The organism is Limnohabitans sp. T6-20, assembly GCF_003063505.1.
Taxonomy (GTDB): Bacteria; Pseudomonadota; Gammaproteobacteria; order Burkholderiales; family Burkholderiaceae_C; genus Limnohabitans_A.
On record NZ_NERW01000003.1, the window covers coordinates 152,052 to 176,052 of the forward strand.

The following is a 24,001-nucleotide window of genomic DNA, read 5'->3' on the forward strand; positions in this document are numbered from 1 at the left end:
TCGGCTGACCCCTTGATCAGAAAATCAGCTTCACACCCGTCTTGCTTTGCAGCACCTCAGGCGTCACGCCCGGGGCCAGCTCAACCACTTTCAGGCCCGCGTCGGTCACGTCCATCACGGCCAAGTCAGTGATGATGCGGTCCACCACGCCCACGCCGGTCAAAGGCAAGGTGCAGCTGGGCAAAATCTTCAGGTCTTCGGTGCCGTCTTTTTTCTTGGCAACATGTTCCATCAAGATGATCACGCGCTTGACGCCTGCGACCAGGTCCATCGCGCCGCCCATGCCCTTGACCATCTTGCCGGGGATCATCCAGTTGGCCAGATCGCCCTTTTCACTCACCTGCATCGCGCCCAGGATCGACAAGTTGATCTTGCCGCCACGGATCATGGCAAACGACTGCTCGCTGCCAAAAATCGACGAGCCCTTGATGGTTGTCACCGTTTGCTTGCCCGCGTTGATCAGGTCGGCATCGACCTCGTCTTCGGTCGGGAAGGGGCCAATGCCCAGCATGCCGTTCTCGCTTTGCAGCCAGACTTCTTTGTCTGCGGGCACAAAGTTGGCCACCAGCGTGGGGATGCCGATGCCCAGGTTCACATAGAAACCGTCTTCCAGTTCGTGGGCCGCACGCGCGGCCATTTGGTCTTGACTCCAGCTCATATCAGGCTCCTGTTTTTTCGGTCACGGCGGGCTTCATACGCCCGCCTTTTCTGTAATGGTGCGTTTTTCAATGCGCTTTTCCGGATTCGTGTTCAGCACAATGCGGTGCACATAAATGCCGGGCAAGTGCACGCTGTCGGGGTGCATCTCGCCGGTCTCGACGATCTCCTCGACCTCGACCACGCAGATCTTGCCGGCCATGGCCACCGCAGGGTTGAAGTTGCGCGAGGTGTAGCGGAACTGCAGGTTGCCGGACTTGTCGGCGCGGTGCGCTTTGACCAGCGACACGTCGGGCACCAAAGAGCGCTCCATCACGTAGGTCTCGCCGTCGAACTCGCGCAGCTCCTTGCCCTCGGCCACCAGGGTGCCCACACCGGTCTTGGTGAAGAAGGCCGGGATGCCCGCGCCGCCCGCACGCAGCTTCTCGGCCAGCGTGCCTTGGGGGGTGAACTCCAAAGCCAGCTCGCCCGCCAGGTACTGACGCTCAAACTCTTTGTTCTCACCCACATAAGAAGAAATCATCTTCTTGATCTGGCGGGTCTGCAGCAACTTGCCCAGACCGAAGTCATCCACACCCGCGTTGTTGGAAATCGCGGTCAGGTTTTGCACACCGCTGTCCTTCAGCGCATCGATCAGGGCTTCGGGAATGCCGCACAGGCCAAAACCGCCCACGCCAATGAGTTGCCCGTCAGCCACGATGCCCTTCAAGGCCTCGGCTGCGGAAGGAAAAATCTTGTTCACGCCAGACTCCGGTAGAGGATGAAAGCGCTACGATACTACGTATTCAAATACGTAGTTTTTCGTAGAGGGCGGCCCTTATATGCACGCAACTCACCCCAGTGACATTCGGCTGCAGGGGCAGCCTCCTACAAGACGCGTGATTCCGCGGTGAGCGCGCGCCCCTGCTTGCGAATCTGGCAAACACCCAAAAATGAACACAGACATTGACTACCGACTGGCCTTTGACCTGGCCCCTATTGGCATGGTGCTCTCGCGCAACCGCACCATGGTCGACTGCAACCAACGCGTGTGCGAGATGTTTGGCGTGCCCCGCGAACAACTGATCGGCCAGACCTTTCAGCTGCTCTACCCCAGCGCCGACGAGTACGAGCGCACGGGCCAGCGCATCACCCCCATCCTGAACGCCAAGGGCGTGTACGCCGACGACCGCGTCATGAAACGGGTGGACGGGCGCTTCAAGGGCGAAACCTTCTGGTGCCATGTGACAGGCCGGGCCCTGAACCGCGACGCACCACACGAAGCAGGCATCTGGACTTTTGAAGACCTGTCGGAGCGCAAACCCGTGAAGGCCGAACTCACCGCCCGCGAACGCGAAGTCGCCGCCCACCTGATGGATGGCCTGACCAGCAAAGAGATCGGCAAGGCCTTGGGCATCAGCCACCGCACGGTGGAGATTTACCGCGTCAAGCTCATGCGCAAATACCAGGCCTCAGGGGCCGCGGATTTGATTCAGAAGTTGATGCGGGGCTGAATACCCAAAGACTCAACCACGGGACAAACCCGCCACCCGCCGCAAATGCTGCGCCACCCCACCAAACTGCTGCTCGATCACCGTCAGCCGCTTGAAGCCATGGCCCACGACCAGCTCGTCGGTCATGCCCATGCCGCCATGCAGCTGCACCGCGCCCTGCCCCACCAGGCGGGCTGCGCGCAGCACCGTCACATGGGCCGATGACACCCGCTCGGCGCGGCGCTCCGGGCTGTCGCCAGCCACATCAGCACAAGCCCCCACTGCCGCCGCGGCTTGCACCAGCGCAAGGTACATGTCGGCCATGCGGTGTTGCAAGGCCTGGAAGGCGGCCAAGGGCTGACCGAACTGTTTGCGTTGGCTGGTGTAGTTCAGTGTGTCGCGCATCAGGGCCTGCATCACGCCCACGGCTTCGGCACCTGCGGCCAGGGTGGCGGTGTCCCAGGCTTGCGTGAGTGCGGCCAGCGCATCGCCCTGGCCCAAGACGGCCTGCACGGGCGTTTGGTCAAAGGCCAACTCGGCAGCCCAGGCACCGTCGATCAAACGCACATCGCGCCGCTGCACGCCGCTGGCTGCGGGGTCGACCAGGCCCATGCGCAGCTGGCCCGCTTCGTCTCGCGCACTCACCAGCCAGTGCGTGGCTCCGGGCGCGCCGCGCACCAGGGCTTTGCGCCCGCTGATGTGCCACTGGCCGTTCGCCTTGTGCAAGCGGGCCTGCACCCGGCTCAGGTCGGTGCGGCTTGCGGGCTCGAGCGCCGCCACGGCCAGGCGCACTTGGCCGTCGGCCACGCCTTGCAGCAAAGCATCGGCCGCAGAGTCGCCCAGCGCTTGCAGCAATGTCGCGCCCAACACGGCGGTGCTGCTGTAGGGTTCGGCCACCAAGGCCGCTCCCAGGGCCTGGCAAATCAGCATTTGCTCGGGCAAACCACCGCCCAGGCCGCCCAGGCTTTCGGGCAGCGCCGCACCCAAGAGGCCCAGCTCACGGGTGAGGCCTTGCCACAGCGGCGCAATCGCCTCGGGGCTGGCGATCATCTGTGCGCGTTTGTCGAAGGGCAACTTGTCTTGCAGCCAGCCTTGCAGACTGGCCAAGAGCATGGCCTGCGTTTCGTCGGTGGGCACCACAGGCTCCACCACCTCGGCGCCCAAAATGTGGCGGGCGATCAGGTTGCGCTGCACTTCGTTGGTGCCGCCATAAATTGAAGCGGCGCGGTCGTTCAAATACGCACGCGTGGCAAACACCGACTCTTCGGGCACAGGCAGCGCGTGGGCGCTGGCTTCTTCCACCGTCAGGCTGGTGGCGCCGTAAGGGCCAGCAATGCTCAGGCCCAGCTCGGTCAGATGCTGCTTGAGCTCGGTGGCCAGCAGCTTGCCCATGGACGGCGCAGCAGGCAGCCAGCAAGGCGGCGCGCCGCCGCCAATGCGCGCGGTCAGCACCTGTTGCTCCCAAGCGTGCAAGGCGTCGATGCGGCACTGCGCGTTGGCCAGGGTCAGGGCGATGTCTTCCTGCTCGGTGTCCTGGGTGGCAAACGCATCGCGCAAAGAGGCATGAAGCCGCGCCAGACGGCCCCGCAAGAACGGCGCAGAGGAGCCGCCGCGCTCGTGCTCCAGCAGGTATTTGGCAATGGTCCAGCCCTGGTTTTCTTCGCCGATCAGAGCGTCAGCGGGCACGCGGGCTTCGTCAAAAAAGACCTGGTTGAACTCGTGGTCGCCCGAGATGCTGATGATCGGCCGGATCTGGATGCCCGGGTTGTTGAGCTCGAACATCAAGAAGCTGATGCCTTGCTGCGGCTTGCCGCTGCTGTCGGTGCGCACCAGGCAAAACATGTGGGTGGCGCGGTGGGCGTGGGTGGTCCAGATTTTGGAGCCATTGATCACCCACTCGTTGCCTTCACGGCGGGCGCGGCATTGCAGCGAAGCCAGGTCGGAGCCCGAGCCCGGCTCGCTGTAGCCCTGGCACCAGTAGCTCACGCCGTTGCGGATGTCGGGCAACCAGCGCTCTTTTTGGGCCTGCGTGCCAAACGCCACCAGCACAGGTGCGGCCATCACCAGGCCCAGGGGCGAGACCTTGGGGGCGTCGGCTGCCGCCATCTCGCTGGCAAAAATGTCGTGTTGGCGCGGCGTCCAGCCGCAGCCGCCCCACTCTGCAGGCCAGTGTGGCGCAGCCCAGCCGCGCTTGGCCAGAATCCGCTGCCACGGGATGCCCACCTCGTAGTCCGAAAAAATGCCCGAGGTGCGGTGCCCGCCCAGACGGATCTCGTCGGTCAGCTCGGCAGCCAAAAAGGCGCGCACTTCGTCGCGGAAAGCTAGCTCTTCTTTGCTCAGGTTCATGGGGACTTTGCTCCAAGGGACGGAAAGAAAAGGCCGCCATCGCAAGATGGCGACCCGGTCAATGACAGGTTCAGAAACCGACGTAACGCACGAAGTTGGCTTCGTCTTCGCGCACCGACTTGACGGTGTTGGCCACAAAGGACTCGTCCGGGTAGCCCATGGCGATGCAAATCATGATGTTTTGGTCGTCCGGAATGCCCGCGTGCTCGCGCACCACGGCCGACTGCATGATGCCCTGGCCGTTGATCACGGTGCCCAGGCCCCGCTCCCAGGCGGCCAGCACGATGGCGTGCGACAAAGCCCCCAGGTCAAATTGGCTGATGGCGGCGGGCTCCAGGTATTTGTCGTAGGTCAGCACCAAGGACACAGGCGCATCGAACTGCCGAAAACCCCGCATCACCCAATCGGTGCGGCGCTCTTTGTCGTCACGGGCGATGCCCATGGCGTCGAACAGCTGGATCGCGATGTCCACCTGGCGCTTGCGGTGGATGCCCTCGTAGGCCTCTTTCATCGGGAAGTCGCGCTTGGGCGGCACGCCCTTGACCATGTTCTCGGTGTTGCCCCGGCGGATGCGCTCAAGCGGCTCACCCGTGACCACATGCACATGCCAGGGCTGCGTGTTCATCGACGAGGGCGACCATTTGGCCACCGCAATAATCTCTTCGATCACCTCGCGGGGGACCGGTTTTTGTTGGTAGCCGCGAACGCTTTTGCGGGCTTTGATGAGTTCTGAAAATTCCATGGGTGTTGTGTCTCCTCACCCGAGAATGGGTGAAAAGACGCCCCCCGTCAATGCGCGCTTGTTGCCTTGGTTACTCGGGCATCAGCCCTGGGCTTGCACCACTTCGGTGACGCTGCGAAAGGCGTCGATGGCCGTCGGGAAGCCGCAGTACACGGTGGCGTGCAGCATGACTTCGCGCAGCTCTTCGGGTGTGGCGCCGTTGTTCAGGGCGCCACGCGCATGGGCTTTGAGTTCTTGCTGCTTGCCCAATGCGGTGAGCATGGCCACGGTGATCAGGCTGCGGGTCTTCAGGTCCAAGCCCGGACGTTGCCAAACATTGCCCCAAGCATTGCGGGTGATGAACTCCTGCATGGGCAGGGTGAAGTCGGTGGCGGCGCCCAGGGCGCGCTCCACGTATTCGGGCCCCATGACTTGAGCGCGGGTGGTGAGACCCGCCTGAAAGGCGGCGTCATCGGGGTGCGCCTCGCGGGCTTGCTCGATGTTTGAAAGTGCGGGTGTGTTGGACATGACAGGCTCCTGAAATGTCTCTGAGCATAATCAAAAGCATCAACCCAATGGAGACACCATGAGCACACCACCCACCCCACGCTACCCGGCCCCTGAAATCAATGACTTGCCCGAAGACATCAAAGCCAAGGTGCTGGAAGTGCAGGAAAAAGCCGGGTTTGTGCCCAATGTGTTTTTGGCCTTTGCGCGTCGCCCAGCCGAGTGGCGCGCGTTTTTTGCCTACCACGATGCCCTGATGGTGCCCGAGTCGGTCGGGCGTGAAAGCGGCCTGACCAAGGGCGAGCGCGAGATGATCGTGACCACCACCAGCGCGGCCAACCACTGCCTGTATTGCGTGGTGGCACATGGCGCGATCTTGCGCATTTATGAAAAGAAACCGCTGGTGGCCGATCAGGTGGCCATCAACCACCGCAAGGCCGACATCAGCCCCCGCCAGCGCGCCATGCTGGACTTTGCGATGAAGGTCTGCCAGCACTCCGACCAGGTGGAAGACGCCGACTTTGCTGCCCTGCACGCGCACGGCTTCAACGACGAAGACATCTGGGACATCGCGGCGATCACCGCGTTCTTTGGGCTCTCCAACCGCATGGCCAGCTTCAGCGGCATGATGCCCAACCCCGAGTTTTACCTGATGGGCCGCGCGCCCAAGGCCAAACCTGCCGCCTGAGCGGGCCGGGCCAGCAAGGCCCAGGCCATTTGGGTCAAGGCGTCTTCAAACGCCGGGCTGCCCAACAGGGGCGACTTTTCCAGACTGGCGCTGCGCAAGGTGCCAATCACCGAGCGGGTCAGCACAAACATTTGCGCGGTGCTGGGCAGTTGCAACGCGGGGTGAGCGATCCGCTCAAAAAAGATGGCCAGTCGGTCGGCCACTTGACGCACGGCGTTGGCCGTCTCGTCGGGTTTTTCCAGTGTCCAGCCCAGACGGATCAAGGTCTGGCTCAGGCCTTTGCCCTTGGCGAAACCGTGCAGCAGGATGTGGATGGCTTTGCCCAAGAGTTCACGGCCGTCCATTTGCTGCACATCGGCACGGGTTTCGAGCGCACTGAGATAGCCCTCCAGCTCTTGCAGCACCAGATCCTGACCCCGAGCGGCCATGGCGCGCACCAACATCTCCTTGCTGGGGAAATACTGATACAGCGTGCCGATCGAAAAACCTGCCGCCGCAGCGACCTTGTTGGTCGTCAAACCGGCTTCGCCCTCTTTGTCCAAAATCTGAGCAGCGGCCTTGAAAAGGGTCTGAATGGTTTGCTGCGCACGGGCTTGGGTGGGCTCTCGCCTCTGGCTGAGCTTGGGCTCTGACGTGGTTTTGGGTTTGATCGTTGCCATCTGAAGGTCTTTTCAAAATCTGAGCAGTTTGCGAGTTGTGATGCGTCAAAAAACCTGAATAATGCTCATATTCTGACGGATTCGAGAAACTGCCACATGAACAACACCCACCACGCCCCCACCGACCTCACCGTTCGCCGCTTGGCCGTGGACTTGAGCCAAGGCTTTTCACGGCACTGGAACGGCGGCGATGCCTTTCTGACGGCTTATGCCAACGCTTTGTCGATGAGCTTTCCTGTAGGCGAGCAATTTTTCATCGACTCGGTCAAAAACGGTGCCAAGGTCTTGCCCGACACGCCGGAGAATGCCGACCTGAAAGGTGTTGCCAAAGGTTTTATTGGCCAAGAAGCCACGCACCGTCATTTGCATGGACTGTACAACGCCCACCTGGAAAAACAGGGTTTGGTCAACCACTGGGGTCCACGGGCGGATCGCCGCATGCAAATGGGGCGTGAGCAATTCTTCAGTCAAAGCGACAAAGGCTACCTGCACGAACTCGCCATCACGGCTGCGTTTGAGCATTTCACCTCCATCTTTGGCGACCTGACGCTGGAACGCATGGACCAAGCCGGAGACTGGTTTGCGGGCGCAGAAGAGCCCCTCAAAACCCTGTGGCGCTGGCACGCCGCAGAAGAATCCGAGCACAAATGCGTGGCGTTTGACCTGTACCAGCGCCTGGGTGGCAACCACACCTGGCGCATGCGCTGGTTTTGGTATGTGACGGTCCAGTTCAGCACGGACGTGCTGCGCCAAACCGTCAACAACCTGTGGCATGACAAAACGCTCTTCAAGCCTTCCACTTGGTGGTCGGCCAGCAAGTTCTTGTTCGGTCGGCAAGGCATGGTCTGGCGTGTGGCCAAGCCGGTTTGGGCATACACCCGCAAAGACTTTCATCCCATACAGGTGGGCCACCCGACCCAAGCCAACGATTGGCTCACACACCACGCTGACCAATGGACAGCGGTGGGGGCCAAGGCCTGAGCGCAGCGCTTGGGCCAGTCACGCCCGTGGTCAGGGCGTGACTTTTTCGCGTACCCAGTCGGGTAAGTCCACCGCTTTTTGTTTCGGAAAGTCCACCCAAATGGTGGTGGCGCCGCCCGCTGCATCCACGCGGCCGGGCTGGTCCACCCGCTCGAGCGTGCACCAGCTTTCAAACGTGGTGCGGCCCGGATCGCTCACATACATCTTGGCCAGGATGTCGCCGGGGTATTCAAACTGCCGGTAGAAGTTGCAAAAGGCATTGACGATCACCGGCCCCTCACCCAGAGGGTTCAGCACAAAGCCGATTTTGTCGAACCAGTCGATCCGCACCGACTCCAGGTACCGAAAGTAAACCGTGTTGTTGACATGGCCCATGGCGTCCATGTCGCCCCAGCGGATGGGGATGACCATCTCGTGAACGAGTTTCTTGTGCTCAGGCAACTCCAGCTTCATGGCTCAGCTCCTCAAACAGCAAATCCATCGTCGGCCGAAATGACCGCGCCATTGATGAAATGGCTCTGGTCGCTGGCCAGCATGACCAGCAAAGCGTCCAGGTCCTGCGGCTGGCCCACGCGCTTGCGGGGCAGCATGCTGATGAGTTTTTGGCCCTGCTCGGTTTGCCAATGGTGGTGGTTGATTTCGGTGTCGATGTAGCCCGGACAAACCGCATTCACGTTGATGCCAAAACGCCCCCACTCCACCGCAAAGGCTTTGGTCATCTGGATCACGGCGGCCTTGCTCATGCAATACACCCCAATTTGCGGCAGCACTTTGAGGCCCGCCATCGAGGCAATGTTGATGATGCGCCCGCCCGTGAAGCTGCCTGGCGCGGCCCCTTTGGCGCGCGCCAGCATGCGTTTGCCCACCTCTTGCGCCACAAAAAATGCGCCACGCACATTGGTGTTCATGATGAAGTCGTAATCTTCTTCGGTCACGTCCTGGATGCGCTGGGTGGTGCTCACACCCGAGTTGTTGACGAGGATGTCGATGCTGCCCATTTCGGTTTCGGCATGGGCCACGGCGGCTGCAATGCTGTGCCGGTCGGTCACGTCCATCTCGACCACATGGGCATCACCCCCTGCAGCTTCGATTTCGGAGCGCAGGTCTTTCAGCTTTTCAACCCGCCGGCTGGCCAGCACCACGCCAGCACCGGCGGCAGCCAGCGTTTTGGCAAATTGGGCACCCAAACCACCCGATGCGCCGGTGACAAAAGCCACGCGGCCCGACAAATCAATTTCATAAGCCATGGTAAATCCTTCAAAGGGGTACATGCCCGCTGTTGCCAACGGGTGACACCATTGTGCGGGGGAACGCCCTTTCTGCCGCATAAAATGAGTCACACGCCCGACACGCCCGTGTTGGCCCCGAATCCACAACTTCAAACAGAGACGTTCATGAGCCCCGAAGAAATTTTGAGCACTTATGGCCCCCGCGAATCCATGGAATACGACGTGGTCGTGGTCGGCGGCGGCCCCGCTGGCTTGTCCACCGCCATCCGACTGAAACAGCTGGCCGCTGAAAAAGGCACGGATGTGTCCGTCGTGGTGCTCGAAAAAGGCGGCGAACCCGGCGCGCACATCCTGAGCGGCGCGATCATGGACCCCAAAGCGCTGTCTGAACTCTTTCCCAACTGGAAAGAGCTGGGTGCCCCGCTGAACCAGCCTGTGACCGACGACGCCTGGAGCTTTTTGTCTGAGACCGGTGCCACCCGCACCCCCGGCATCTTCTTGCCCGAATGCGCACAAAACCACGGCAACTACATCATCAGCCTCTCCAACTTCACCCGCTGGCTGGGCCAGCAGGCCGAGAACCTGGGCGTTGAGATCTTCCCCGGTTTCACCGCCGCTGAAGTGCTCTACAACGAAGATGGCTCGGTCAAAGGCGTGGCCACCGGCAATATGGGCGTGGGCAAGGACGGCGAGCCGACCGAAAACTTCCAGCTGGGCATGGAGTTGCACGCCAAGTACACCGTGTTCGCCGAAGGCGCTCGCGGCCACCTGGGTAAGCAGCTGATCGCCAAGTACAAGCTCGACGCAGGCCGCGACCCGCAAACCTACGGCATCGGCATCAAGGAAGTGTGGGAAATCGATCCTTCACGCCACACCCCCGGCTTTGTGATGCACACCGCCGGCTGGCCCATGAACAACGACACCTACGGTGGCGCGTTCATGTACCACATGGAAGACAACAAGGTCGCCATCGGATACGTGGTCGGCTTGGACTACGCCAACCCCTGGCTGAGCCCGTTTGAAGAGTTCCAGCGCTGGAAGACCCACAATAACATCAAGTGGTACTTCACCAACGACAAGGGCGAAGTCAACGCCAAACGCATTGGCTACGGCGCGCGCGCCATCACAGCAGGCGGCCTGATGAGCCTGCCCAAGACCGTGTTCCCGGGTGGTGCGCTGGTCGGCTGTGACGCCGGTTACCTGAACGTCAGCCGCATCAAGGGCAGCCACGCCGCCATCAAGACCGGCATGCTGGCCGCCGAAGCCGCTTACGACGCCATCGTGGCAGGCCGCCAGCACGACGAGCTGAGCGCCTACCCCGAGGCTTTTGAAGCCAGCTGGCTTTACACCGAACTCAACAAGTCGCGCAACTTCAAGAGCTGGTTCAAGAAGGGCCTGACGGTGGCCACACTGATGAACGGCTTTGAGCAGTTCGTGCTGCGCGGCCACATTCCCTGGACACTGCGCCGCGACAAGGCCGACCACACGTACCTGAAGCCTGCGGCCGATTGCCCCAAGATCGACTACCCCAAACCGGACGGCAAGCTGACCTTTGACCGCTTGAGCAGCGTCTTCATCAGCAACACCAACCACGAAGAAAACCAGCCCGCCCACCTGACGCTCAAGGACGCCTCGGTGCCCGTCAGCATCAACCTGGCCAAGTTCGGCGGGCCTGAGAGCCGCTACTGCCCGGCGGGCGTGTACGAGTTCGTCAAGAACGAAGACAACAGCGACCGCCTGCAGATCAACGCGCAAAACTGCGTGCACTGCAAGACCTGCGATATCAAGGACCCCACGCAAAACATCGTCTGGGTGACGCCAGAAGGCGGTGGTGGACCCAACTACACAGGCATGTAAAGGCGCAAGCACCCACCAAGAGGCCCACACGGGCCTCTTTTTTTGCTGCGCACTTCAGGACCTTGCGTCACCTAGGCATCACACCCCCGCGAAAACCCGTAGTCCAACCTTGCCAGTGACACCTCATAATCAAATTTGTATGACAAGTTGATTTCCATCTTGTTGTCGCCCATTGATCAACGAGGAGATACCCATGAAATTGAGCAAATTGATGTTGGGCCTGAGCTTGGCCATCGGTGTCATGACCACGGCATCTTCACAAATCGTCATGCGCAACAGCATTTCGATTGCACAGAACTCACACCAAGGTGAGGCGATCGACACTTTGTCCAAAGAAGTGGAAAAGCGCACCAACGGTCGCATCAAAATCCAGAACTTCTACTCAGGCTCTTTGGGCGGTGAGCGCGAATCCATCGAATCGGTGCAACTGGGCACCCAAGAATTGGCCACGACCTCTACCGGTCCAGTGCCCAATTTCGTGCCTGAAGCCCGCATTTTGGACGTGCCCTTCTTGTTCCGTGACAAAGCGCATGCACGCGCCGTGCTCGACGGCCCCATCGGCCAAGAATTGCTGACCAAGTTTGAGTCCAAAGGGTTCAAAGCTTTGGCCTGGGGTGAAAATGGCGTGCGCCACATGACCAACAGCAAGCGCGCGGTGAACGAACCAGGCGATCTGAAGGGTCTGAAGATGCGCACCATGGAAAACCCCGTGCACGTGGCCGCCTACAAAGGTTTGGGCATCGTGACCACGCCCATGGCGTTCCCTGAAGTCTTCACCGCCTTGCAACAAGGCACTGTGGACGGCCAAGAGAACCCCTTGTCGGTGATCATGGCATCCAACTTTGACCAGGTGCAAAAGCACTTGTCACTGACGGGTCACGTCTACTCGCCTTGCATCATCTTGATGAACAAAGCCAGCTACGACAAATTGAGCGCGACTGACAAGCAAATCTTCCTGGATGCCGCAAAAGAAGCCGTCAAGGCTAACCGTGCGCGCGTGGACAAGGACGATGCCAATGGCGTAGCCGAGTTGCGCAAAAAGGGCATGAATGTGATCGAGAACGTGGACAAGTCCAAGTTCGTCGCCACTTTGGGCCCGATCAACGCCGAGTTTGAAAAGCAGTTCGGCAAAGCCAACCTGGACCGCATCCGCAACTACAAGTGATTTGAAGCTTGTCCAAAACGCCCGACCAATCCCGTATTGGCGGGCGTTTTTGATTCTGTCGTGAAGGGATTATTTATGCGCTCGCTCTATCTAAGCGTGGAAAAGTGGACCACCGCTTTTTCCATGCTGGTGGCCTGTTTGATGTTGGCCCTAGCTGCCTGCTTGGGCATGCTGCAAATTTTCACCCGCTTTGTGCTCGAAGTTCCTGTTGAATGGACCGAAGTCATCATCCGTTTTAGCCTGATCTGGATGGTCTTCATGGGCATCCCCATGGCCTTCCGGCAGGGCGCAATGGTCAGCGTGGACGTGTTGTACCGCTGGAGCGGCCCTCGCATGAAAAAGATACTCGACACCGCTGTGGCTTTGGCCGCACTCACCTTGGTGTGCATCATCATTTGGTGGGGTTGGGACTACGCCAACCGCGGCAAGGTCCAGTCCATGATTGGCTTGGAAGACGTGTCCATGTTTTGGGCCTACATGGCTTTGCCGGTTGGCGCGTGTTTCAGCGTGATCAGCATCATCGGCAATTGGCTGGATCCACAGCGCCTTGAATTGGAGACCGCACAATGAGCGTCGTCATGCTTTGCACCATGGTGCTGTGCTTTGCACTCACCATTTCCGTGGCTGTGTCCATTGGTTTGTCGGCCATCGTCGGCATTCAAATTGGCAATGCCAACATGCTCATCTCCGTCAAGGAGATGTTCAATTCAATCAACAAATTTCCTCTGGCCGCCATCCCCTTCTTCATCTTGGCGGGCAACATCATGGAAACCGGCGGCATCTCGCGCCGTTTGGTGGAGTTTGCCAAGAGCATCGTGGGCGGTGTGCAAGGCGGCTTGCCGATGACTTGCGTGCTGACTTGCATGATTTTTGCTGCCGTTTCAGGTTCGTCAGTGGCCACCACCTTTGCCATCGGCACGATCCTGATTCCGGCGCTCATCAAGCACGGCTACCCCACCACCTATGCGGCGTCTTTGCAAGCTACATCGGCAGAGTTGGGCGTGATCATCCCCCCCTCGATTCCGATGATCTTGTACGGCGTGAGTGCCGAGGTTTCCATCGGTGAACTGTTCATTGCTGGTTTTGGCCCAGGCCTTTTCATCGGGATTGCCTTGATGTTCTGGGTCTGGATTTATTGCAAATACAAAGGCTGGGGCAAAAATGACGGCGACGGTCGCCTGAGTTTTGGTAAAGCCTCTTGGCAAGCCGGTTGGGCATTGATGATGCCGGTCATCATTTTGGGCGGCATTTACGGCGGGGTGTTCACCCCTACCGAAGCCTCGGCCGTCGCGGTGTTTTACGCGCTGATCGTTGGCACCTTGATTTACCGCGAGATCAAACTGAAAGACCTGGCTGTGATCATGCGCAAATCCGTGCTGTCCAGCGCCGTGATCATGTTCATCATTGCCAATGCCGGTTTGTTTGCATTCCTGATCACGCGTGCGGGGGTACCGGAGGCCATTGGTCACTGGTTGCAAGATGTACTCAAATCACCCGCTTACTTCTTGCTGGGTGTCAACGCCGCTTTGTTCTTGATTGGCATGTTCATCGAAACCAGCGCGGCCATCATCGTGCTCGCGCCCATCTTGGCACCCGTGGCCATGCACTTTGGCATCGATCCGGTGCATTTTGGCCTGATCATGGTGGTGAACTTGGCACTGGGCATGATCACACCGCCCTTTGGCGTCAACCTGTTTGCAGCTTGTACGGTGGCGCGCATCTCCCTTGATCGCATGATCAAGGATTTGATCCCCTTTGTTTTGGTGATCCTGGTTTGCCTGATGGTGGTGAGCTATGTGCCCGCCCTGTCCTTGACGTTGCGGGATTTGGTCTACGCCAAATAAAGCTAAAATTTCCGACATTGAATCACCGCCTGGCCCCTTGAGGGCCAGGCCTTTTTTTGTTGCTCGTCATGCCTATCCAATACTCCGAAGACCACACTTGGCTCCAACTCGTCCATGAGGGCGATGGCGACGTGGCCGTCATGGGCATCACCGTGCATGCCCAAGACACCCTGGGCGACATCGTTTTTGTCGATCTGCCGGCGATTGGCAAGACCTTTGCAGCCAAAGAAGTGGCGGGGGTGGTGGAGTCGGTGAAGGCCGCTGCGGATGTGCACATGCCAGCAGGCGGCGAAATCATCGAGGTGAATGAGGCTTTGCGTGCCGACCCCTCTTTGGCCAATTCCGATCCTTTGGGACAAGGCTGGTTTTTCAAAGCCCGACTGACACAGCCATCCGATCTGGATGCCTTGCTGGACGAAGCGTCCTACCAAAAATTGACAGCCTGAAAGCGGCCAGTAGAATCGAGGCTTCTTTCCAATGGGGTGACGCCGGTTTTGCAACCGTTGCCCCGAGTCGGAGCCAATCCGACGTTCACTGTGGGAGAGATTGAAGGCCCCAGGCCTTCAACGCCGAAGGAGCAACCACCCCGGAAACTCTCAGGCAAAAGGACCGTGGTGAACAAAGCACTCTGAAGAGTTGCCGGGATTCGTCCCCTGGCACACCGCAGGAGCAAACCCATCGCCCCCCAAGGGCCGGGTGAATCTCTCAGGTTTCAAACAGAGGGGGTCGTTCTGCACACATCCGGTGTGCAGTGCGTCCATCCGTTTGAGACGTTTTACTGAGAGAACTCCCATGACAAACATGGTCAAGAAACACATGGTGATTGTCGGCGGCGGCATCACTGGCGTCACCAGCGCCTACGCCCTGGCCCAGCAAGGCATCCAGGTCACGCTGATCGAGAAAAACCGCTACCCCGGCATGGAAACCTCCTATGCCAATGGCGGCCAGCTGTCCGCCTCCAACGCCGAGGTCTGGACCCACCCGTCCACCATCGTCAAGGGCCTGAAATGGATGCTCAAGAGCGATGCGCCGCTTTTGATGAACCCTGCACCGACTTGGCACAAACTCAGCTGGATGGCCGAATTTGTGGCGGCCATTCCCAAGTACAAAGAAAACACCATCGCCACCGCCCAACTGGCCATCGCGTCGCGCGAACACCACTTCGCGTGGGCACAAGCCGAAGGCATCGACTTTGACCACAAGCGTGAAGGCATCCTGCACATCTACCGCGACAAAAAAGGCTTTGACCACGCAGGCGAAGTCTCCAAGCTGCTGGCCCAAGGCGGCCTGCCACGCCGCGCCGTCACGCCCGAAGAAATGAAAGCCATCGAGCCGACATTGCAGGGTCAGTATTACGGCGGCTACTTCACCGAAAGCGATTCGACGGGCGACATCCACAAATTCACCTACGGTCTGGCCAAGGCCTGCGAACGCATGGGCGTCAAAATCCTCACCGAGCACCAAGTGCTGAATGTCGCGGCCAACGGCCAGACCGCTACCGTGCAGGTGCAACACCAAGGCCAGACTGAAACACTCAGTTTTGACGGCATCGTGATCTGCGCAGGCGTGCATGGGCGCAAACTGGCAGCTCAGTTGGGCGACCGCTTGAACATTTACCCCGTCAAGGGCTATTCGATCACCGTCGGTCTGAACGACCAAGCCAGCCAGGCGGCAGCACCGCAAGTGAGCTTGCTGGACGACGAGACCAAACTGGTCACCAGCCGCTTGGGTGCAGACCGTTTCCGTGTGGCAGGCACAGCCGAGTTCAATGGCATTGACCTGGACATCCGCGCCGACCGCATCAAACCGTTGGTCAACTGGGTCAACGAATGCTTTCCTGGCATCGACACCCGCCGCGTGGAGCCATGGGCAGGCTTGCGCCCCATGATGCCGACCATGTTGCCCCGCGTGGGCGCAGGCAAAAAAGCCAACGTGTTCTACAACACCGGCCACGGCCACCTGGGCTGGACCTTGTCGGCCATCACGGCACACCAATTGGCTGGGCATGTGATGCAAAGCCATGGCACACCGGCACGGTCTTTCGTGTCGTCGACCACGCCGGCACTGAGCGCTCGCTGAACCCGCCCCTGCGAAAGAACAAAGCCCTCGCGCCTTGGCGCAGAGGGCTTTTTTGGTGGCCAGGGCCCGCACTCATTCGGCACAAGACCGAACAAATCATCCATAAAAAACCAGGGGACACCACATGAACACCACACAACAACAATTTGCCAGCGACAACTACGCGGGCACCTGCCCTGAAGCCCTTCAAGCGCTTCTGGATGCCAACAACAGTGGGCACGAACCCGCCTATGGCGATGACCGCTGGACCGAGCGCTCCAGCAACATGCTGCGTGAGTTGTTCGAGATCAACTGCGACGTGTATTACGTTTTCAACGGCACAGCGGCCAACTCATTGGCACTTGCATCCATGTGCCAGAGCTACCACTCGGTCATTTGCACCCCGGTCGCGCACATCGAAACAGACGAATGCGGCGGGCCGGAATTTTTCTCCAACGGCTCCAAATTGCTGGTCGCGGAAGGCCTGTCAACCCAAGCCCAACGCGGCAAGCTGACGCCCGAGGCCATCGAGGCCCTGGTCACCAAACGCAGCGACATCCACTACCCACGCCCCAAGGTGGCCTCGATCACCCAAGCCACCGAACTGGGCACGGTCTACAGCGTGGACGAAGTCCGTGCCTTATCGTGGATGGCCAAAAAGCACAGCCTGAAGCTGCACATGGACGGCGCACGCTTTTCCAACGCGGTGGCGCACCTGGACTGCAGCCCCGCCGAAATCACCTGGAAAGCCGGGGTCGATGTGCTGTGCTTTGGCGGCACCAAAAACGGCCTGCCCGTGGGCGAAGCCGTGGTCTTTTTTGACCGCGAGCTGTCTCAGGACTTTGCCTGGCGCGTCAAGCAGGCGGGGCAACTGGCGTCCAAAATGCGCTTCATTTCGGCCCCTTGGGTGGGCTTGCTGGACAACAACACCTGGTTGCGCAACGCACGCCACGCCAACGCCATGGCGCAGCGCCTTTACTCAGGGCTGCAACAGGTCTCAGGTGTCCAGGTGCTGCATGCCCCCGAAGCCAACGGCGTGTTCGCCCAATTGCCCAAGCCCCTGATTGATGCCCTGCATGCCAAGGGCTGGAAGTTCTACCAGTTCATCGCTGGCGGTGGCTGCCGCTTCATGTGCGCCTGGGACACGAGCGAAGCCTCGGTCGACGCCTTGCTGGCCGACATGCAAGCGTTCAGCTGAGCATCGAGGACAATCTGCTCCTTTGAAACGCCCTTTTTAAAAGGCTGCCCATGTCCCTTCAAGTCCAGCCTGTTGATTACCGAAACCCTGCACACGCCCAAGCCCTGGTGATGCTGCTGGACGCTTATGCCCAAGACCCGATGGGCGGCGGCGAGGCACTGGCGCAGGATGTGAAAGCACGCTTGTGCGATGACCTGGTCGCACGCAGCGATGCGGCGAGCTTCATCGCTTGGTTGGGTGATGCGCCTGTGGGCTTGGTCAACTGCATCGAAGGCTATTCGACCTTCAAGGCACGTCCCTTGATGAACATCCACGACATCGCCGTGCTGCCGGGTCACCGGGGCCAGGGCGTGGGCCAGGCTTTGTTGGCAGCGGCGCAGCAGCACGCCAAGGACCGCGGCTGCTGCAAGCTGACGCTGGAGGTGCTGACAGGCAACACGCGGGCTTTGAAAAGTTATCTGGGTTTTGGCTTTGAGCCTTACGCGCTCGACCCCGCAGCGGGTCAGGCCAGCTTCATGCAGAAGTGGCTTTAGCCAGCTGCCACTGTTCCTTGAGCCAGCGCTTGAGTTCAGCCTCGTTCTGAATGCGGCGCAAATCAGCGGCCAGGCTGTCGGCGGTGTGGCGCTGATCGGCCTGAATGCGCTGCAGTGACTGGCTCAGGGCCGCCTCGTCGGCACTGGCGCGCACCGGCACACACAACTCGCGGCTCAGGCGGTTTTCCAGTTGGTCCAAATCGTCTTCGAGAGCGGCCACCTGCTCCTTGAGCAACAAAGACATGGCGATCAGTTGCTCGTCGGCCATGCGTGCGGTGCCTGCTGTGTTGTGGGGCTTGGCCTGCGTCACCTGCATTTGCAGACGCAGCAAAGTGGTCAGGTCGTTTTTTTCATAAGCGGCATTGACCTCGCTCATCAAGCCGGTTTTGCGCAAACGCTCTTGTTCGTCGGGTTCGCGGTCCGGGTGTAAGGCGCTGGCCAGTTGCCGAAAAATCGTGCGGATGGCGCTTTTGGCATCGACCTCGCGCATCATGGCGGCGGGCACTTCACCTTTTTCAGCGGCAGCGCTTTTCTTTTGCGCTTGTTTTTCAGCTTTGCGGGCCGCACGCTTGGCGGCCTTGCGCTCTTCATCGGCTTGCTGCTGGCGTTGCCACTGGCGCATGCCCGCGGCCATCATCTCTTCAGGCGTTTGGTACTGGCTGGGTTTTTCCAAGGGTTGCCCCAAGGCTTCTTCGATGCGCTCGCGCAAACGCTGGGCGGCCTCGGCCTGCTCCTCGGCCGCCTCTTGCGCGTCTTCCTCGCTCACATACACCTCAACCAAAGCCTGCACCTGCGGGTCAGCAGTGGCAGACAAGTCTCCGATCAGGCTGCGCAGCTTGCCCCGGGCCATGCGTTGCTGCTGCACCGTGAGGTCGGCCGTTTGCAGGCGCTCGTGCAAAAACAGCAAAAGACTTTTGCGCTGGCCCTGGGCTTGTTGCACCGCATCGCGCAGGGCCTGAATGTGCGCGTAGCGGTGCCTGTCAGACCACGCCTCCAAGCGCTGGATCTGGCCTGAAAGCCGCTCGATTTGGGCCAGCAAGTCGTTGAAACGCTGCTGTGCGGGCGTTAGCGGGGCTTGATCGCCAGGCTGCACCATCAAGGCAGACAGGGAGATGGCAGCGTCCTGAGGCGCTTCGGGCGAGGGGGTCATTTGAAAAAAAGAGCTAAGACTTGTGAGCAACTGGATGTTAACCCCCTGCAAGCGCTGCATCGTGTGTGAGGCTGCCCCTGCGGCCAAATGGGTGAAGTGGCGATCTCGCCAGCACACATTCGCGAGCAGGGGCTCGCTCCCACAACAAACCAGGCCAGTTGTTGGTGTCAGGCCCCTTCAAACAACAACCCGCTCTGCTGGGAGCCCCCCCCACAGCCTCCCTGTGAGAAATCGTCCCTGCAGCCCAAAGCTGGTTTCTGCAAAAGGTCACCGCTGCGGCCAACAGCATTTTTCTGTGGGAGGTCGCCCCTGCGGCCGAATGCGGACATAGGCTCTGGCCGTTGATAATCACGCACCCCATCAAAAACACCGCCCATGCCCAGCCCCGCCCCGTTCAAAACTCTGAGCCTCATCCCGCCGATGACGCAGCTCAACACGCCCTACCCGTCCACGGCCTACCTGACGGGTTTTTTGCGGTCTCGGGGTTTCGATGCGGTGCAGGAAGACCTGGCGCTGGCCACCGTGCTGGCTTTGCTGAACAAAAAAGGGCTGGCCGACCTGCGCGACGTGGCCCTGGCCTTGCCGGTCGAAGACCGCTCAGGCCCGGTGAACTTCTTTCTGGACCACTTCAACGACTACGCCGTCAGCATCGACCCGGTGATCGCCTTTTTGCAGGGCCGCGACAGCACGCTCAGCCACCGCATCGCCGGTCGGGGCTTCTTGCCCGAAGGCCCGCGCTTTGCCGCGCTCGATGCGTATGACGATGACGGCACTGGTGACCCGATCGGCTGGGCCTTTGGCGCTTTGGGCCAGACCGACCGCGCCCGGCACCTGGCCACGCTGTACCTGAACGACCTGGCCGATGTGCTGCGTGATGCGGTGGACGAGGGTTTTGAATTTGTGCGCTACGCCGAGCGCCTGGCCGCCAGCCAACCCAGCTTTGATGCGCTGGCCGAGGCGCTGGCCCAGCCGCCCAATTTGATCGATACCACGCTGGAACGTCTGGCGCTGGCGGCCATTGAACGGCATCAGCCCGCCTTGGTTTTGCTTTCGGTGCCCTTCCCCGGTTCGGTTTATGCGGCCTTTCGCATTGCCCAGTGCATCAAACGTTTTCACCCAGCCATCCGCATCGGTCTGGGTGGCGGCTTTGTGAACACCGAGCTGCGCGAGCTGAAGGACGCCCGCGTGTTCGACCATGTGGACTTCGTCACGCTCGACGGCGGCGAGCGCCCGCTGCTGAGCCTGATCGAGCACCTGCAAGGCCAGCGCAGCGTGCAACGGCTGCAACGCACCTTCATCCGCAACGACGCAGGCGAGGTGCAATACATCAACCTGCAAGAGCCCGACATCGCCTTTGAAGAGGTGGGCACGCCCACCTGGGACGGCCTGCCGCTGCACCAGTACCTGTCGCTGCTGGACATGCTCAACCCGATGAACCGGCTATGGAGCGATGGGCGCTGGAACAAGCTCACCGTGGCCCACGGCTGCTACTGGAAGAAGTGCAGCTTTTGCGACGTGAGCCTGGACTACATCAGCCGCTACGAGACCGCACAGGCCAGCACCTTGGTGGACCGCATCGAGCAGATCGTGGCCGAAACGGGGCAGACCGGTTTTCACTTTGTGGACGAAGCCGCGCCGCCCAAAGCGCTCAAAGCCCTGGCCGAAGAGTTGCTGCGCCGGGGCGTGCAAATCTCGTGGTGGGGCAACATCCGCTTTGAGAAAACCTTCACCCCCGAGCTGTGCGACCTGCTGGCCCAAAGCGGTTGCATCGCCATGTCGGGCGGGCTCGAAGTCGCGTCTGACCGCTTGCTGAGCCTCATGAAAAAAGGCGTCTCGGTCGAGCAGGTGGCGCAAGTGACCAAAGGCTTTGCCGATGCGGGCGTGCTGGTGCATGCCTACCTGATGTATGGCTTTCCGACGCAAACCGTGCAGGACACCGTGGACGCGCTCGAATACGTGCGCCAGCTGTTTGAAAACGGCTGCATCCACAGCGGCTTTTTTCACCGCTTTGTCTGCACCGTGCACTCGCCCGTGGGCCAATACCCCGAAGCCTATGGCGTGAAGTTGCTGCCATTGCCAGACGGCACCTTTGCCAAAAACGATGTGGGCTTTGTCGACCCGACCCCCATGCCTCCGGGCGTGGACCACGACCTGCTGGGCCAGGGCCTGAAAAAAGCGATCTACAACTTCATGCACGGCGTGGGCGTGGACGCCGACGTGCGCCAGTGGTTTGAGCTGCCCAAAGGCCTGTGCCCCAAGACCACGGTGCCGCGCCACAAAATCGCCAAAGCGCTGGGTTGAAACCTGGCTTGCATCGGTAGGTCGGCGGATTCAGCCCCGACATGGGCCGGTGATGGCCCCGCGAATGTCGGAGCTAAAGCTCCGACCTACACATCCATCGTCCTGGACGCACTTCATGCCATTGCTGAAATATGAGGCACACCACGCCAAGCCAATAGGCATGCGGGTCTCAGGGCTTGTTCATGGACTTATCCACAGCTTGACGCACAGTTAGCGGGGGTAAAATTCCACGCTATCACACAGCGCTGTGGCTCCCTGTTCGAGCCAAAGCAAGGGCAACTTTGAGGAAAAAAAAGCCATGCCAAAAGCATTCAAGCAAGCGAACCAACTGTTCGCACTGGCCGGCATGGTCGGTCTTGCCGGATTGTCCAACCCGGCTTATTCGGCCTGTGACAGCACAGCCGATCCTGTCGCACTGGCCGCCAGCTGTGACGACCTGACCATCAGCACCACCAAGTCGGATGTCACCATCGGTCCATCCGCTACGGTTTCATCCTTTTTTTCACTCGATGCCGCGTTGATTCAGAACACAGGCCAAGTCACAGGCACTTTCTCCAACCAAGGCCTGATTTCGTCAGGCTTCGGGCATAACGGCTTTGTCAACAGTGGCCAAGTGTCCACTTTCCTCAACACAGGGGTCATCCGCAGCACTTCTGCAGGCACCAGTGATGGTGCCATTGTCAACAACAACCTGATCGGCACGCTCGTCAACAGGGGCTCTGTGGAGGCCACAGTGGGCACCTGGGGCGCTGGTGCGCACGCACTCTTGGTCGGCGGCGAGATCGTCACCCTGAACAATTCCGGGACCATTTCTGCCCAAAACAGTGCCATCTATTTCACGCCAGGTTTCACGGCCCGCATTGGCACCTTGATCAACTCCGGCACCATTCAGGGCGGCATCAACGGCGGCCCCTCCTCCACGTTTGCCAGCGCCATCGAACTTGGATCGGGCAACAGCATCGGCACGATCGTCAACACCGGCACGATCGATCACAGTGTCTGTGACGCTGGTGGCACTTGCTATGCCGCCATCTACAACGGCGGTGGCAGCATCGGCACGATCACCAACAAAGGCACCCTGACCCCTGGCAACACCGGCAGCAACGCCTACGGCATCATCAACACAATCACCGGCACCATCGGCACACTCAACAACGCTCAGGGCGACTTGAAATATTTCGGCCAACTGCCCACCCAATACAACACCATCGTCAACAGCACCAGCGCCTACGGCAAACTGTTTGTCACTTCGGCAACCTCGCAGCTTGTCTATGCCGTAGCCTCTGGCTCAACCCTGCTCAGCGGTACGACTTATGCCGCAGTCCTGAACGGCGTCAATGCCAGTCACTTGACCAACACCACGGGCACCTACGGCGGCGGCCTGGTTGCCACCACATGGCGTTTGAACAACTCGGCAGGCACCCAATGGGACCTGATCACCGATGCACCAGTGACCGTTGCGCCCAACACGGGCTCCAGCTCAGGCAACAAACTGGGCCAGGCCATCACCTTTGCCTACGCCAGTGCCGTCACAGCAAGCACCCCTGCAGCCGTCACCAATGGCACCAGCCTGGTCGCGGCCATTCAATCACTCACCCCCAGCCAAGCCACGTCACTCACCCAGGTTCATGCCGAAGGTTATTCATCCAACATGACCATCACCCTGGAACAAATGGGCCATGTCACCAACACCGTCATGGATCGCGTAGGAGCGCCATCCTCCACTTCAGCGGGCGCATCCACATCACTTGAACTCGAGCACGGACGCACCTTCTGGATCGATGCCAGCCATGTGAACGGCAGCGTCACCCACTACGACAAGTTGGCAGGCTTCAAGTACCGGCTTTCCAACCTGATCATGGGCCGCGACATTTACCAGGACACATCTGCACGCTTGGGCGTATTGGGTGGCATCGGTTACACCGCCATGAGCGAGCCCGAACAAGTGCGCCAGGATTTTTCCTCAACCAACTACTACGTTGGGCTCTACGGCGCTCAATCCTTCACAAACAACTTGAAAATTTCAGCCGCTGCGGGCTATGTTTACAGCGACACATCCGCAAGGCGCTACAACCCCGATGTGGGTCACTTCACTGGCGGAACCGCACAGAGTCAATACCAGTCCAACGGCGGGTATGCAGCCCTCAAGGTTTCACGCCCTTACCAGGCCACTGAGCAATTCACCGTGACCCCCTTTGTCGGCGTTGCCTTCACCAAGTTGTGGATGAGGCAAGCCCATGAGTCGGGCGGCAACGACTTCAATTACGCCATTTCACCTGCCAGCGGCCAATCTGCATTGACTTTTGCAGGAGCCGAATTTTTGATGCCTATTCACCAAGCCACAGCACGCCCGCTGTCGCTCACAGGTTTTTACCGCCTGGGCTACGACTGGAGTGCAGACAAAGCATCGGCACATGAGATCACCGCGCAGAGCCAGCTGTTTGGATCATTCCAACAAACGGGTGCCAACAAAGGTCCCGTCAACCATCTGATGGGGCTTGGCTTGCAAGGCGACTTTGCACGCGGAATCACCATCCGCGCGGGCATTGTCGGCCGCATCAGCACACACGGCAAAGAGTTGGGCGGTGGCGCCGAGGTCAAATGGGCGCTTTGACATTTTGATCGCCCTGCAAGC

Annotated in this window: 22 protein-coding genes and 1 riboswitch; of the genes, 13 read left to right on the forward strand and 9 right to left on the reverse strand. The window is 60.1% G+C overall.

Going from position 1 to position 24,001, the window contains the following annotated elements; genetic code table 11:
* Nucleotides 1–16 precede the first annotated feature (16 nt).
* On the reverse strand, nucleotides 17–658 hold the full coding sequence (locus tag B9Z33_RS11645) for a CoA transferase subunit B (protein ID WP_108287213.1): 642 nt from the start codon (nucleotides 656–658) through the stop codon (nucleotides 17–19).
* 33 nt (nucleotides 659–691) lie between these two features.
* A complete protein-coding gene (locus B9Z33_RS11650) occupies nucleotides 692–1,399 on the reverse strand; it encodes a CoA transferase subunit A (protein WP_108287214.1) in 708 nt (235 codons plus the stop codon).
* A 190-nt stretch (nucleotides 1,400–1,589) separates the two neighbouring features.
* Here B9Z33_RS11650 and B9Z33_RS11655 point away from each other — a divergent pair, with 190 nt between their 5' ends.
* On the forward strand, nucleotides 1,590–2,150 hold the full coding sequence (locus B9Z33_RS11655; RefSeq protein WP_108287215.1) for a LuxR C-terminal-related transcriptional regulator: 561 nt from the start codon (nucleotides 1,590–1,592) through the stop codon (nucleotides 2,148–2,150).
* 12 nt (nucleotides 2,151–2,162) lie between these two features.
* Here the strand turns inward: B9Z33_RS11655 and B9Z33_RS15740 are convergent, their stop codons facing one another.
* The 3 genes from B9Z33_RS15740 to B9Z33_RS11670 all read right to left on the reverse strand — a co-directional run bounded on the left by B9Z33_RS15740 (nucleotide 2,163) and on the right by B9Z33_RS11670 (nucleotide 5,724).
* Complete coding sequence (locus B9Z33_RS15740; RefSeq protein ID WP_108287216.1) at nucleotides 2,163–4,475, reverse strand: acyl-CoA dehydrogenase family protein; 2,313 nt, start codon at nucleotides 4,473–4,475, stop codon at nucleotides 2,163–2,165.
* Nucleotides 4,476–4,545: 70 nt separating this feature from the next.
* Nucleotides 4,546–5,217 (reverse strand): nitroreductase, encoded by a 672-nt coding sequence (locus B9Z33_RS11665; protein WP_108287217.1) that lies wholly within the window; start codon nucleotides 5,215–5,217, stop codon nucleotides 4,546–4,548.
* Between the two features lie 81 nt (nucleotides 5,218–5,298).
* Nucleotides 5,299–5,724 carry a carboxymuconolactone decarboxylase family protein gene (locus tag B9Z33_RS11670; protein ID WP_108287218.1) on the reverse strand — a complete coding sequence of 142 codons (426 nt, stop codon included), beginning with the start codon at nucleotides 5,722–5,724 and terminating at the stop codon, nucleotides 5,299–5,301.
* A gap of 58 nt (nucleotides 5,725–5,782) precedes the next feature.
* Between B9Z33_RS11670 and B9Z33_RS11675 the strand changes: the two genes are divergently transcribed.
* Complete coding sequence (locus B9Z33_RS11675) at nucleotides 5,783–6,391, forward strand: peroxidase-related enzyme (protein WP_108287219.1); 609 nt, start codon at nucleotides 5,783–5,785, stop codon at nucleotides 6,389–6,391.
* Here the strand turns inward: B9Z33_RS11675 and B9Z33_RS11680 are convergent.
* Entirely contained in the window at nucleotides 6,349–7,050 is a 702-nt protein-coding gene (locus tag B9Z33_RS11680; RefSeq protein ID WP_108287220.1) for a TetR/AcrR family transcriptional regulator, read from the reverse strand. The two genes, B9Z33_RS11675 and B9Z33_RS11680, sit on opposite strands and share 43 nt — an antisense overlap.
* Nucleotides 7,051–7,146: 96 nt before the next feature.
* Here B9Z33_RS11680 and B9Z33_RS11685 point away from each other — a divergent pair, with 96 nt between their 5' ends.
* Nucleotides 7,147–8,031, forward strand: a complete 885-nt coding sequence (locus B9Z33_RS11685) for a metal-dependent hydrolase (protein WP_108287221.1) — start codon at nucleotides 7,147–7,149, stop codon at nucleotides 8,029–8,031.
* 30 nt (nucleotides 8,032–8,061) lie between these two features.
* On the opposite strand, the gene B9Z33_RS11690 is transcribed toward B9Z33_RS11685, so the two are convergent.
* Both B9Z33_RS11690 and B9Z33_RS11695 read right to left on the reverse strand, forming a co-directional pair.
* Nucleotides 8,062–8,484 (reverse strand): thioesterase family protein, encoded by a 423-nt coding sequence (locus tag B9Z33_RS11690; RefSeq protein WP_108287222.1) that lies wholly within the window; start codon nucleotides 8,482–8,484, stop codon nucleotides 8,062–8,064.
* Nucleotides 8,485–8,495: 11 nt separating this feature from the next.
* Entirely contained in the window at nucleotides 8,496–9,278 is a 783-nt protein-coding gene (locus B9Z33_RS11695; RefSeq protein WP_108287223.1) for an SDR family oxidoreductase, read from the reverse strand.
* A gap of 147 nt (nucleotides 9,279–9,425) precedes the next feature.
* Here B9Z33_RS11695 and B9Z33_RS11700 point away from each other — a divergent pair, with 147 nt between their 5' ends.
* From B9Z33_RS11700 to B9Z33_RS11735, 8 genes are all read left to right on the forward strand, one after another.
* The gene (locus B9Z33_RS11700) at nucleotides 9,426–11,117 is read left to right on the forward strand and encodes an electron transfer flavoprotein-ubiquinone oxidoreductase (protein WP_108287224.1); all 1,692 of its coding nucleotides are present in this window, start codon (nucleotides 9,426–9,428) and stop codon (nucleotides 11,115–11,117) included.
* 193 nt (nucleotides 11,118–11,310) lie between these two features.
* Entirely contained in the window at nucleotides 11,311–12,282 is a 972-nt protein-coding gene (locus B9Z33_RS11705; protein WP_108287225.1) for a TRAP transporter substrate-binding protein, read from the forward strand.
* Between the two features lie 75 nt (nucleotides 12,283–12,357).
* Nucleotides 12,358–12,852 carry a TRAP transporter small permease gene (locus B9Z33_RS11710; RefSeq protein ID WP_108287226.1) on the forward strand — a complete coding sequence of 165 codons (495 nt, stop codon included), beginning with the start codon at nucleotides 12,358–12,360 and terminating at the stop codon, nucleotides 12,850–12,852.
* Nucleotides 12,849–14,126 (forward strand): TRAP transporter large permease, encoded by a 1,278-nt coding sequence (locus B9Z33_RS11715; protein ID WP_108287227.1) that lies wholly within the window; start codon nucleotides 12,849–12,851, stop codon nucleotides 14,124–14,126. Before B9Z33_RS11710 ends, B9Z33_RS11715 begins: the two co-directional genes overlap by 4 nt.
* Before the next feature lie 68 nt (nucleotides 14,127–14,194).
* A complete protein-coding gene (gene gcvH / locus B9Z33_RS11720) occupies nucleotides 14,195–14,572 on the forward strand; it encodes a glycine cleavage system protein GcvH (RefSeq protein ID WP_108287228.1) in 378 nt (125 codons plus the stop codon).
* Nucleotides 14,573–14,653: 81 nt separating this feature from the next.
* A riboswitch (glycine riboswitch) is annotated at nucleotides 14,654–14,748 on the forward strand.
* A 170-nt stretch (nucleotides 14,749–14,918) separates the two neighbouring features.
* A complete protein-coding gene (locus B9Z33_RS11725; protein WP_108287229.1) occupies nucleotides 14,919–16,205 on the forward strand; it encodes a D-amino acid dehydrogenase in 1,287 nt (428 codons plus the stop codon).
* A gap of 124 nt (nucleotides 16,206–16,329) precedes the next feature.
* Nucleotides 16,330–17,382 (forward strand): low specificity L-threonine aldolase, encoded by a 1,053-nt coding sequence (locus B9Z33_RS11730; RefSeq protein ID WP_108287230.1) that lies wholly within the window; start codon nucleotides 16,330–16,332, stop codon nucleotides 17,380–17,382.
* A 50-nt stretch (nucleotides 17,383–17,432) separates the two neighbouring features.
* Nucleotides 17,433–17,915 (forward strand): GNAT family N-acetyltransferase, encoded by a 483-nt coding sequence (locus B9Z33_RS11735; RefSeq protein WP_108287231.1) that lies wholly within the window; start codon nucleotides 17,433–17,435, stop codon nucleotides 17,913–17,915.
* Here the strand turns inward: B9Z33_RS11735 and B9Z33_RS11740 are convergent.
* Nucleotides 17,896–19,065 carry a hypothetical protein gene (locus tag B9Z33_RS11740; RefSeq protein WP_108287232.1) on the reverse strand — a complete coding sequence of 390 codons (1,170 nt, stop codon included), beginning with the start codon at nucleotides 19,063–19,065 and terminating at the stop codon, nucleotides 17,896–17,898. The two genes, B9Z33_RS11735 and B9Z33_RS11740, sit on opposite strands and share 20 nt — an antisense overlap.
* A gap of 375 nt (nucleotides 19,066–19,440) precedes the next feature.
* On the opposite strand from B9Z33_RS11740, the gene B9Z33_RS11750 reads away from it, so the two are divergent.
* Nucleotides 19,441–21,366, forward strand: coding sequence for a radical SAM protein (locus tag B9Z33_RS11750; protein ID WP_108287234.1), 1,926 nt, complete (start codon nucleotides 19,441–19,443; stop codon nucleotides 21,364–21,366).
* 298 nt (nucleotides 21,367–21,664) lie between these two features.
* Complete coding sequence (locus B9Z33_RS11755; RefSeq protein ID WP_146183862.1) at nucleotides 21,665–23,980, forward strand: autotransporter outer membrane beta-barrel domain-containing protein; 2,316 nt, start codon at nucleotides 21,665–21,667, stop codon at nucleotides 23,978–23,980.
* Nucleotides 23,981–24,001: the final 21 nt, after the last annotated feature.

Coding starts and splice junctions, on each gene's coding strand:
- B9Z33_RS11710 (WP_108287226.1), top strand. CDS start 12,358: ATGCGCTCGCTCTATCTAAGCGTGGAAAAGTGGACCACCGCTTTTTCC.
- B9Z33_RS11750 (WP_108287234.1), top strand. CDS start 19,441: ATGCCCAGCCCCGCCCCGTTCAAAACTCTGAGCCTCATCCCGCCGATG.
- B9Z33_RS11680 (WP_108287220.1), bottom strand. CDS start 7,050: ATGGCAACGATCAAACCCAAAACCACGTCAGAGCCCAAGCTCAGCCAG.
- B9Z33_RS11645 (WP_108287213.1), bottom strand. CDS start 658: ATGAGCTGGAGTCAAGACCAAATGGCCGCGCGTGCGGCCCACGAACTG.
- B9Z33_RS11670 (WP_108287218.1), bottom strand. CDS start 5,724: ATGTCCAACACACCCGCACTTTCAAACATCGAGCAAGCCCGCGAGGCG.
- B9Z33_RS11695 (WP_108287223.1), bottom strand. CDS start 9,278: ATGGCTTATGAAATTGATTTGTCGGGCCGCGTGGCTTTTGTCACCGGC.
- B9Z33_RS11665 (WP_108287217.1), bottom strand. CDS start 5,217: ATGGAATTTTCAGAACTCATCAAAGCCCGCAAAAGCGTTCGCGGCTAC.
- B9Z33_RS11675 (WP_108287219.1), top strand. CDS start 5,783: ATGAGCACACCACCCACCCCACGCTACCCGGCCCCTGAAATCAATGAC.
- B9Z33_RS11705 (WP_108287225.1), top strand. CDS start 11,311: ATGAAATTGAGCAAATTGATGTTGGGCCTGAGCTTGGCCATCGGTGTC.
- B9Z33_RS15740 (WP_108287216.1), bottom strand. CDS start 4,475: ATGAACCTGAGCAAAGAAGAGCTAGCTTTCCGCGACGAAGTGCGCGCC.
- B9Z33_RS11735 (WP_108287231.1), top strand. CDS start 17,433: ATGTCCCTTCAAGTCCAGCCTGTTGATTACCGAAACCCTGCACACGCC.
- B9Z33_RS11725 (WP_108287229.1), top strand. CDS start 14,919: ATGACAAACATGGTCAAGAAACACATGGTGATTGTCGGCGGCGGCATC.
- B9Z33_RS11655 (WP_108287215.1), top strand. CDS start 1,590: ATGAACACAGACATTGACTACCGACTGGCCTTTGACCTGGCCCCTATT.
- B9Z33_RS11715 (WP_108287227.1), top strand. CDS start 12,849: ATGAGCGTCGTCATGCTTTGCACCATGGTGCTGTGCTTTGCACTCACC.
- B9Z33_RS11755 (WP_146183862.1), top strand. CDS start 21,665: ATGCCAAAAGCATTCAAGCAAGCGAACCAACTGTTCGCACTGGCCGGC.
- gcvH (WP_108287228.1), top strand. CDS start 14,195: ATGCCTATCCAATACTCCGAAGACCACACTTGGCTCCAACTCGTCCAT.
- B9Z33_RS11690 (WP_108287222.1), bottom strand. CDS start 8,484: ATGAAGCTGGAGTTGCCTGAGCACAAGAAACTCGTTCACGAGATGGTC.
- B9Z33_RS11685 (WP_108287221.1), top strand. CDS start 7,147: ATGAACAACACCCACCACGCCCCCACCGACCTCACCGTTCGCCGCTTG.
- B9Z33_RS11700 (WP_108287224.1), top strand. CDS start 9,426: ATGAGCCCCGAAGAAATTTTGAGCACTTATGGCCCCCGCGAATCCATG.
- B9Z33_RS11730 (WP_108287230.1), top strand. CDS start 16,330: ATGAACACCACACAACAACAATTTGCCAGCGACAACTACGCGGGCACC.
- B9Z33_RS11740 (WP_108287232.1), bottom strand. CDS start 19,065: ATGACCCCCTCGCCCGAAGCGCCTCAGGACGCTGCCATCTCCCTGTCT.